This window comes from Acutalibacter sp. (assembly GCF_056800975.1).
The window spans coordinates 1-9,107 of sequence record NZ_JBQISV010000084.1 but is presented as its reverse complement, the minus strand read 5'-3'; the positions used below and the strand labels follow the sequence as shown (position 1 = coordinate 9,107).

At 63.9% G+C, this 9,107-nt stretch carries 9 protein-coding genes; 2 read left to right on the top strand and 7 right to left on the bottom strand.

Annotated features, from left to right (window positions below):
* A partial coding sequence (locus ACTO5E_RS08820) for a SpoIID/LytB domain-containing protein (RefSeq protein WP_482303048.1) occupies positions 1-889 on the top strand: 889 nt, incomplete at its 5' end.
* Positions 890-896: 7 nt separating this feature from the next.
* On the opposite strand, the gene ACTO5E_RS08815 is transcribed toward ACTO5E_RS08820, so the two are convergent.
* Complete coding sequence (locus tag ACTO5E_RS08815) at positions 897-1,100, bottom strand: type II toxin-antitoxin system antitoxin (RefSeq protein ID WP_482303047.1); 204 nt, start codon at positions 1,098-1,100, stop codon at positions 897-899.
* A 38-nt stretch (positions 1,101-1,138) separates the two neighbouring features.
* Here ACTO5E_RS08815 and ACTO5E_RS08810 point away from each other — a divergent pair, with 38 nt between their 5' ends.
* Complete coding sequence (locus ACTO5E_RS08810) at positions 1,139-1,579, top strand: DNA-processing protein DprA (RefSeq protein WP_482303046.1); 441 nt, start codon at positions 1,139-1,141, stop codon at positions 1,577-1,579.
* On the opposite strand, the gene ACTO5E_RS08805 is transcribed toward ACTO5E_RS08810, so the two are convergent.
* The 6 genes from ACTO5E_RS08805 to murA all read right to left on the bottom strand — a co-directional run bounded on the left by ACTO5E_RS08805 (position 1,560) and on the right by murA (position 8,760).
* Positions 1,560-2,744, bottom strand: coding sequence for a cation diffusion facilitator family transporter (locus ACTO5E_RS08805; protein ID WP_482303045.1), 1,185 nt, complete (start codon positions 2,742-2,744; stop codon positions 1,560-1,562). The genes ACTO5E_RS08810 and ACTO5E_RS08805 overlap by 20 nt on opposite strands.
* Before the next feature lie 18 nt (positions 2,745-2,762).
* Positions 2,763-3,806, bottom strand: coding sequence for a FumA C-terminus/TtdB family hydratase beta subunit (locus ACTO5E_RS08800; protein WP_482303044.1), 1,044 nt, complete (start codon positions 3,804-3,806; stop codon positions 2,763-2,765).
* 64 nt (positions 3,807-3,870) lie between these two features.
* Positions 3,871-4,257: a VOC family protein gene (locus ACTO5E_RS08795; RefSeq protein ID WP_482303043.1), complete on the bottom strand. Its 387-nt coding sequence runs from the start codon at positions 4,255-4,257 to the stop codon at positions 3,871-3,873.
* 22 nt (positions 4,258-4,279) lie between these two features.
* Positions 4,280-5,461 (bottom strand): cell division protein FtsZ, encoded by a 1,182-nt coding sequence (gene ftsZ, locus ACTO5E_RS08790; protein ID WP_482303042.1) that lies wholly within the window; start codon positions 5,459-5,461, stop codon positions 4,280-4,282.
* 488 nt (positions 5,462-5,949) lie between these two features.
* Entirely contained in the window at positions 5,950-7,320 is a 1,371-nt protein-coding gene (locus ACTO5E_RS08785; RefSeq protein ID WP_482303041.1) for a cell division protein FtsQ/DivIB, read from the bottom strand.
* 189 nt (positions 7,321-7,509) lie between these two features.
* The gene (gene murA, locus ACTO5E_RS08780) at positions 7,510-8,760 is read right to left on the bottom strand and encodes a UDP-N-acetylglucosamine 1-carboxyvinyltransferase (RefSeq protein ID WP_482303040.1); all 1,251 of its coding nucleotides are present in this window, start codon (positions 8,758-8,760) and stop codon (positions 7,510-7,512) included.
* Positions 8,761-9,107 lie beyond the last annotated feature (347 nt).

Below are 9,107 nucleotides of genomic sequence, written 5' to 3'. Positions count from 1 at the left end.
CAGCCCGGGCAGCGTCCCGGCCCACGCGCCGGCCGCTGCCCCTCAGCCCTCTCCGGAGCGCTCCGCCTTCACCCTCGCCGACGCTGCCACCGGCCAGACCCTCACTGTCCCCGACCGGGAATTTCTCGCCGCCGCCATTGCCTGCGAGATGGACCTGAACGCCCCCCAAGAGGCCCTGAAGGCCCAGGCTGTGGCCGCTTACACCTACTACAGCCGCCAACGCCAAACCGGCCAGCCCATTGCCTGCGACACGGAGAACTGGCTGGTCTATGTCCCGGCCAGCGCCATGCAGGAGCGTTGGGGGGAGGACTTTGACCGCTATCAGGCCCTGCTGGACCAGGTGGTGGACCAGGTTTTCGGCCAGACCCTCACCTATGGGGATGAGCTGGCCCTCACCGCCTACTTCGCCATCTCCCCCGGCAGCACCGAGGCGGTAGAGAATGTCTGGTCGCCGGACGCGGGGGAGGACCACCCCTATTTGCAGGCCGTGGCCAGCCCTGGCGACGCTTTCAGCGACGGCTATCTGAGCGAAGCCCGCTTTACCCCCGAGGAGTTCCGGGAGGCGGCGGCGGAGGCCTTCCCCCAGGCGGACCTTACCGGCCCTGTGGAGGAGTGGCTGACCGGCGCGGTCTACACCCCCTCGGGCATGGCAAAAACCGCCGTGCTGGGTGGCACGACGGTCTCTGGTGGGGACCTGCGGGGGGCGTTGGGCCTGCGCAGCGCAAGCTTTACCTTTACGGTAGACCAGGCGGGCTTTCACTTTACCGTAAAGGGCTGGGGCCACGGGGTGGGCATGAGCCAGGCCGGGGCGGTGTTTCTGGCAAAGCGGGGCGCAGACTATCGAGAGATTCTGGCCCACTACTACCCTGGCACAGAGCTAAAGGGGTAAGGCTTTCTCACTGCCTCTTCCCCGGCTTCACATTCACCGCAGGAGGAATGCCGTCGCCCGCTGCGCCGTGCTCCCGCTCAAAGGCGGCAATGCTCTCACGCACCAGCACCAGAATATGACTGTTGACCGAGCGTCCCTCATAGTCTGCGATATAACCGATTTTACGCAGCATCTCCTCCTCCATACGGATGGAAATACTTTTGACAGCCACACAATCACCTCTTTGAAGATATATTGTGTGTTTATTTTATGGCTGTCATGTGGTATAATGGGGTATGTAGATACATGGTATATCTACATAATTTCATACAAAGGAGAAATCACATGAAAGTCGCCGTCATAGGCTCCCGGGGCCTGAGGGTAGAGGGCCTGGAACAGTACCTGCCGCCCCAGACCAGTCAAATCATCTCCGGCGGGGCAAAGGGCGTGGACGCCTGCGCCCGGGACTGGGCCCTGGCACATGGGGTCCCGCTGCGGGAGTTTTTGCCCCAATACGAGGTTTACGGCCGCGCCGCTCCCCTCAGGCGCAACCTGACCATCATCCGCCACGCCGACCTGGTGCTGGCCTTTTGGGACGGGCAGTCCCGGGGCACAAAATATGTGATAGAAAATTGCAAACGCCTGGGGGTCCCCTGCCGGGTGTACCTGCCCAAAGACCCTGACAGCCCCCTCAGCTCTCCAGCTCGTTGACCACGCCCTCCCGGTCCACGGCCAGCACCGCCCGATAGCTGGGGTCCAGCGCGGCAATCTCCCGGGCCAGCTTCTCCTTGATGTCCTGGTCGCTGTCCCCAAGGGAGAAGGGCACTGCCACGTCGAACAGCACATTGGAGTGGGTCACCCCCCACACCACCCGAAAGTCGTGGATGGCCCCCTGGGGATACAGGGCCTGAACCCGCTGCCGCACCTGCTCTTGCAGAGCCTGGGCTTTGGGGTCGCTGGTCACCACCGGGTCCAGGTGGATGACCAGATGAATGCCCTCCCGCTCCAAAAAGTCCCGCTCAATATTGTCAATGCGGTCGTGGCTGACCAGAATGTCCTCCTCGGCAGGCACCTCGCAGTGGACGCTGGCAAAGCAGCGGCCCTCGCCATAGCTGTGCACCGTCAGGTCGTGAATGCCGATTACGCCCTCATACCCCCGGATTTTGGTGTAGATATCCCGCACCAGCTCCGGGTCCGGGGCCGCGCCCAGCAGGGGGTCGGCGGTCTCTAAAATCAGCTTGGCCCCAGACACCACAATGAAGGCCGCCACCAGCAGGCCCAGCCAGCCGTCCAGCTGCCAGCCTGTGGCCCGGGAGGCCAGCGCGCCCAGCAGCACCACGGCAGTGGCAATCACGTCGTTGCGGCTGTCGCTGGCAGTGGCAATCAGGGCTCCGCTGCCAATGGTGCGGCCCACGCTGCGGTAAAACCCGCACTGCCACAGCTTCACTGCCACCGACGCCCCCAGAATGCCCAGAGACAGGGGCCCGAACTCCGCCGCCTGGGGGGAGAGGATTTTGCCCACCGAGCTGCGGCCCAGCTCCAACCCCAGAATCAGCACCAAAAAGGAGACGATTACCCCGCAAAGGTACTCGATGCGGGCGTGGCCAAAGGGGTGCTCCTTGTCGGCGGGCTTGCCTGCCAGCTTAAACCCCACCAGCATGATTATGGAGGAGCCGGAGTCTGTCAGGTTGTTCACCGCGTCGGCCAAAATCGCCACGCTGTGGGACAGCAGCCCCGCCGCCAGCTTTACCGCGAACAGCAGCAGATTGGTGGCAATGCCCACCGCCCCGGCGGTACGGCCTGCCTTTTCCCGCACATCCGGGGCGGGCTTCTCTCCATACCCCTTTACCAGCAGCCTCATCAGGCCTGCATACATGACCATCCCTCCCAGCTGTCAAACCAATATGCTGCCGCCCAGGCTGTCGATGCCAACAATCAGGGGAAAATCCTTCAGGGTCAACGCCTTGACCGACTCGCAGCCCAGGTCCTCAAAGGCGATGACCCGGCACTCTGTAATGCACTGAGCGGCCAGAGCCCCCGCGCCCCCAATGGCGCACAGGTACACCGCCCCGTTGCGCTTCATGGCCTCTACCACCGGCGCGCTGCGCCGGCCCTTGCCAATCATACACCTAAGCCCCAAATCCAGCAGCCGGGGGGTGTAGGGGTCCATGCGCACGCTGGTGGTGGGCCCGCAGGAGCCAATCGCCATGCCATCCGGCGCGGGGGTGGGCCCGGCATAGTACACCGCCGCCCCTGCCAGGGGAAAGGGGGGCTCCTCCCCCCGGTCCAGCAGCTCCACAATCCGCTTGTGGGCCGCGTCCCGGCTGGTGTAGGCCCTGCCGGACAGCAGCACCCGCTGGCCTGCCCGCAGCTTTGCCGCCATCTCTGGCAGCTGGCTGGTGTTCAGACGTATTTCCTCCATGTTCTCCGCCTCCTCCTTCAGGTCCCGTTCCAGGTAATATTCTGTGTCTGTCTCCCGTATGATGGAAAAGCCCAGCCGCCGGTGCAGAGCCAGAGAGGCCGGGTTCCACTTGTACACGGTAGTGCCGGTAATTTTTGGATAGCCCAGCTCCCCCAAGCGGCGGATGACGGCCCGCATTACCAGCTTTCCCAAACCCCTGCCCCGGTATTTGCCGTACCAGATGGCAATGGGCGGGTTCTCGGGCTTCACGGTCACATCCCCCACCGGGGTCCAGGCCCCGTCCTCCCAGGCCTCGACAAAGTAGAGCTCCCCGTGCTTGTCCAGATACTCGCACATGGCCTTTACATAGTCCAGACCAGGAATTTTGCTCTCGTCGAAGATGCCCTCTGAGTTCTGGTACACCACCGGGTCCTGGTAGCCGGGCAGAGCCAGCTGGTAATGGCCGTCGTACCGCCTGAGCCGCAGCCCCTCGGCCAGCTGAATCAGCTCCGGCTGTTGGATGCCGGGAAATGGCATGTTGCACCCTCCTTTGCAGACAGGAAAGCGGCCCCGGCGCTCAGCCGGAGCCGCAAATTTACCCTTATTTCTCCCAGAACAGCTCAATATGCTCGTGGGTGGGGCCGTAGAAAAAGGCAATGCGGATGGGCGCGCCGCCCAGGTCCATGTCGGCGGGCTCGTTGGTCACCTGATACCCGGCCTCCCGTACCTTCTCGATGATCTCATCCACCTGGTCGGTGGCAAAGGCGATGTGGGCCAGGGGCCCGCCCGCCGGAATCTCGCTGTCGCCGCTGAGAATCTCCATGCAGGAATTGTCCCCGCAGGACACCATGAGGCAGGGCCGCGCCGGGTCGCCCCAGCTTTTTTTGACCTCAAGCCCCAGCAGCTTGGTGTAAAAGTCCACTGTCTTCTGGTACTGCTCCGCCGTGGGCTTCACGGCAATGTGATGTACGCCCTTGATCATTCCCATTGTCCTGCCTCCTTCATCCCAATTACTTCCGGTTGAATATGGACATAATGTCGGTAAAGGTATCGTCGTCGTCAATCACCGCCGGGTCCACCCGGGGCTCCACGTTGCGCACGGTCTGGCTGCGGACAGGGCTGCTGCTCCGGCTGCTGCGGCTCACCGGGGCGGGGGCGGGCTCGGCAGGGGCGGGGCCCAGAAAATCGTCGTCCAGGTCAATGTCCAGCGCGGGCTTGGACTTCTCCCCGTTCATGCCGTCAAAGCCGGTGGCAATCACGGTGACGTTCATCTCGTCCTCCATGCTCTCGTCAAAGGTGGCGCCCCAGATGATGTTGGCGTCCGGGTGGGCCCGCTCGGTGACGATCTGAGAGGCGGTGTCAATCTCGTCCAGGGCAATGTCCGGGCTGGAGGTGATGTTGATAATCACGCCCCGGGCCCCGGCGATTTTGGTCTCAAGCAGGGGGCTGGAAATAGCCGCCATAGCCGCCTGCTCGGCCTTATCCTTGCCATTGCCGCGGCCCACGCCCATGTGGGCGTAGCCCGCGTCCTGCATCACAGACTTCACGTCCTCAAAGTCCAGGTTGACAATGCCCGGCAGCTGAATCAGGTCCGAGATGCTCTGCACGCCCTGGCGCAGCACATCGTCGGCCACCAGAAAGGCGTTGGCCAGGGTGATGCGCTCGTCGCTCACCAGCTTCAGCCGCTCGTTGGGAATGACCACCAGAGAGTCCACATGCTCCCGCAGGGCCGCAATGCCCCTTTCCGCCTGGTCCATGCGCCGCCGGCCCTCAAAGGCAAAGGGCTTGGTGACAATGCCTACCGTAAGGGCCCCCTGCTCCCGGGCGATTTTGGCCACGGCAGGGGCCGCGCCGGTGCCGGTGCCGCCGCCCATGCCCGCGGTGATAAAAACCATGTCCGCGTCCTTCAGGGTCTGAGAGATCAGCTCCCGGCTCTCCTCAGCGGCCTTTTCGCCCACCTCGGGCTTAGAGCCCGCCCCCCGGCCGCTGGTGAGCTTTTCTCCCAGCTGCACCTTTACCGAGGCCTGGCTGCGCTGCAGGGCCTGCTTGTCGGTGTTCATGCACACCAGCTCCACGCTGCGCACCCCGGCGCTGGCAATGCGGTTGACAGCGTTGCCGCCGCCGCCGCCCACTCCTACTACTTTGATGACCTGTGGGGTCTCGTCCAGCAGATTGTCAACTTCAAAAGGCATTTTTACGACCACCCTTCCTTATTTTCTGAATCCTGACGCCGGCCCCAGGGCCCTGTTTTTTCAGGCCCGGGCAGACTGCGCCTGCTCCTCCCCGCTCCGCACAGACACGGAAACAAAAGCAAGATTACGTCAACTCTTTTGCTACAAGGTATAATCTATCACTTTTTCGGCCAAATTTCAAGGATATTCTTAAAAAAAGAATCCACAAAACCGATATTTCCCAATTTTTTCCGGGCGAATACGCGCGCCGCCAGTCCCAGGCACAAGATATGGACAGACCCTCAAGCCCGCTGGCGGGCAAAGAATTTTTTGCCAACCGACACAGTCGCTGCCAGCCCCCTTGCCCGGCAGGGTCAGCCCGAAGCGTCCTCGGCGTTGGCCCGCGAGCAGGCGGCTCCGGGAGGCCACCCCCTGCCCCGGCGCAAGGTCCGCGCAACCAGAGCCTTTACTGACTCTGGCGCTTACCCATGCCGGCAGCTTCTTCCCGTCTACCATTCCTCCTCTTCCCCGGTGTAATACTCATCCTCGCCGCCCTCGGTCCATCCCTCGTCTCCGGTTCCGTCCTCCCACTCCTCCGGCCAGCCCGTGTCTTCTGCTTCCTCCTCCCAGTCCTCGCCGGTGTCCTCCGGCTGGCTCTGGTCCTCTGTCCCCTCCTCCGGCTCAGGCGTTGGACTGGGCGCGGGCGTTAGGGTGGGAACCGCCGGGGTCTGCACCCCATCCGGCGGGGCGCTGGGGTCAAAAAAGGCCCGCTTGCTCTCGGTCAGATAGCTCAGGTCCAGCCGCCCGGTCTGGTCCGGCTGAATGGCGTCCTCCTTCTCTGGGTCAAACAGCCCGTAGCCATACTGTATCTTGTGCTCCAGGTCCACGGCGCTGCCCAGCACGCACTCCACCCGGTCCTGATACCACAGCCGGATATGCCCCAGGTCGCTCAGGTCCAGCCGGGTGAAGTCCTGGGCCGCGCCCAGCTCGGCAATCACCTCCCGCACTGTCTGAAAGGCCTTGGCCTGCTCCTCGTCGTCCAGGCCCAGCATCAAGCCCGGCTGGGCGGCGTAGGGGTTCAGGCCAATCACCTGCATCAGGCCCTGGGGCGCGTCGGCCCGCACCTCCAGCACCTTGCCCCCCGCGCCAATCACAAACCACCCGCCCCCGGCCTGCAGGCAGCACACCGGCTGGGCGGCGGTGATGTCCACCACCACTGTGCCCGGAATTCTCCGGCTGATCTTCGCCTGGGCCACATAGGGCAGCTTTTGTTCCAGCTCCCGCTCCCTGTCTCCAATGGGGATGAGCAGCAGGTTGTCGCCCTCCTCATAGCCGCAGATGGCGAGAATCTCCTCCTCCGGGTACACCGCGTCCCCGGTCACCCGCACATGGGTCACCCGCAGCAGCAGCGACTCGGCCAAAAAGGCTGTGCCCGCCAGCATGGCCAGCAGGGCCAGAATCATCAGCAGCCTGCGCTGAAACAGCCCCATGGGCCTGCGCCGCTTTCGGGGCTGAGGCTCGGGCCGGGTGCGGGAGCGGGGGGCATCCCCTGGCTGCCGGGAGACCGGCTCCCGCTCTCTGGCCCCTCCCCGCTCTGAGGCGGGCCTGCGCCCTCTGGCCTCCCTTTGGGAGGAGGGCTTTCTTCCTGCCCGTTCCCGGGCGGAGGTTCTCTCTCGGGCGGAGGCCCGCTCTCGGGTAGAGGCTCTGTCCTTCCGCCTGCCGGCGTCCTGCGGGGCCGGGCGGGCGCGCTTGCGGCCTGCCCCCGGCAGAGGCCTTTGCTGAGGCGGCTCCCCGTCTGAATGGGAATTGATGTCCTCAAAGCTCTCGTCGTCCCACATGTCCCGCCGGGACCTTCTTCTTTCCGGTCTTCCCGCAGCCATTCCGCCGCCTCCCTTCCACGTCCTTTTTCCCGTCTGCCAGAGTCTGTTTTATAATTCAGAGAAATGCTGGATTTTTGTCCAAAAACGAGGGCTTTCAAGGAAAAAACCGCAAGAAGGGCTTGCCGCCTTTCGAGGATTTTTGACGCAGAAAGCACCGTTTTGGAGCAAAATAGACGGCGTTTCGGAGTTTTAAAGCTCTGTCTCCCGAATCCGGGCCCCCAGGTCCGCCAAACAGCCGCACAGGCCCTCGTAGCCCCGGCGGATGTGCTCCGCCGCCCCAACCCGGGTGACGCCCTCCGCCGCCAGGCCGGCCACCACCAGAGCCGCCCCGCCCCGCAGGTCGGCGGCCTCTACCGACGCGCCGGTCAGCCGCTCCACGCCCTCTACCACCGCCACCTTGCCCTCTACCTTGACGCTGGCCCCCATGCGGCTCAGCCCGTCGGCATGGCGGTAGCGGTTTTCAAATATGTTCTCTACAAACACGCTGGCGCCCCGGCCCACCGCGGCCATGGACATAACCACAGGCTGCGCATCGGTGGGAAAGCCCGGGTAGGGCATGGTGCGGATATGTCTCACCGCCCCCAGCCGCCGGGGGGCCATGATGTTCAAACAGCCCCCCAGCTGGCGCACCTCGCAGCCCGACTCCTCAAAGGGGGCCAGCATGGGCAGAATGTGGGTATTGTCCACATCCCGCAGGGTGACGTTGCCCCCGGTCACCGCCGCCGCAGCCATGTAGGTGACAGCGGCGATGCGGTCGGGCATGACCCGGTGCTCGCAGCCAAACAGCTCCTTCACCCCGTCTACAATCACGCAGCTCTCGCCCGCGCCGTAGATGCGCCCCCCGCAGCGGTTCAGATACTCGCACAGGTCGCAGATCTCCGGCTCTCGGGCGGCGTTGGCAATAATGGTGGTGCCTGTGCCGCACACTGCCGCCAGAATCAGGTTTTCGGTGGCCCCCACGCTGGGGAAGGCCAGGGACACATAGGCCCCCTGAATGCCCTGGGGGGCGGAGCAGTCCAGCCAGCCGCCGCTCTCGTCAATGTTTACCCCCAGCCGCCGCAGAGAGGAGAGATGCAGGTCAATGGGCCGGGGCCCCAGCTCGCAGCCCCCGGGAAAGCACAGCCTTGCCCGCCCGCACCGGGCCAGCATGGCCCCCAAAAACACAATGGACGACCGCATTCCCCGCATCAGCTCCTCGGGAATCTCCCAGCTGGTCATGGCGCTGTCCACGGTCAGGTCATGGCCCTCCCGGCGGCAGCGGCAGCCCAGCTGCTCCAAAATCGCCAGGGCCGTGTTCACGTCCGACAGGTCGGGGCAGTTGTGCAGCACAGTCTGGCCCTTGCACAGCAGCGCGGCCGCCAGCAGAGGGAGTGCGCTGTTTTTTGCCCCCTGGACCCGGAGCTCCCCGCTGAGCTCAGCAGGGCCGTCGATGATGATCATATGGAACACCTCACTTAAAATGGGCTACGCCATTTTATGAAGCATCCCCCAAAGTGTGCCAGCGTGACGCTGGACCCGATTCGCGTTTCGCTCACTTCGATTCGCTACGTTTCTCGAAAACGTTAGCGGCAGCCCGCGCAAAGGAAATGTGGGTGGGATAGGATAAGAGCCTGATGGGAGAGTCGCCTAACAGCGAGCCCATACCGGGGTCTAGGGAGAGGCTTGCCCCTGGCAGGGGGTTGCGGACAGGGTCCCCATGGGGGGAGTGTCCCATTCGCAGATTTTATATAGAGGTCCTGTCTGGGTCTCCGTTCCGGGAACTCCGGATAAATGGGTAATTACAGGGG

Excerpts from the sequence above, each read along its gene's own strand:
- ACTO5E_RS08810 (WP_482303046.1), top strand. The coding sequence starts at position 1,139 with ATGGCTGTCATGTGGTATAATGGGGTATGTAGATACATGGTATATCTA.
- ACTO5E_RS08805 (WP_482303045.1), bottom strand. The coding sequence starts at position 2,744 with ATGTATGCAGGCCTGATGAGGCTGCTGGTAAAGGGGTATGGAGAGAAG.
- ACTO5E_RS08800 (WP_482303044.1), bottom strand. The coding sequence starts at position 3,806 with ATGCCATTTCCCGGCATCCAACAGCCGGAGCTGATTCAGCTGGCCGAG.
- ACTO5E_RS08795 (WP_482303043.1), bottom strand. The coding sequence starts at position 4,257 with ATGGGAATGATCAAGGGCGTACATCACATTGCCGTGAAGCCCACGGCG.
- ftsZ (WP_482303042.1), bottom strand. The coding sequence starts at position 5,461 with ATGCCTTTTGAAGTTGACAATCTGCTGGACGAGACCCCACAGGTCATC.
- ACTO5E_RS08785 (WP_482303041.1), bottom strand. The coding sequence starts at position 7,320 with ATGGCTGCGGGAAGACCGGAAAGAAGAAGGTCCCGGCGGGACATGTGG.
- murA (WP_482303040.1), bottom strand. The coding sequence starts at position 8,760 with ATGATCATCATCGACGGCCCTGCTGAGCTCAGCGGGGAGCTCCGGGTC.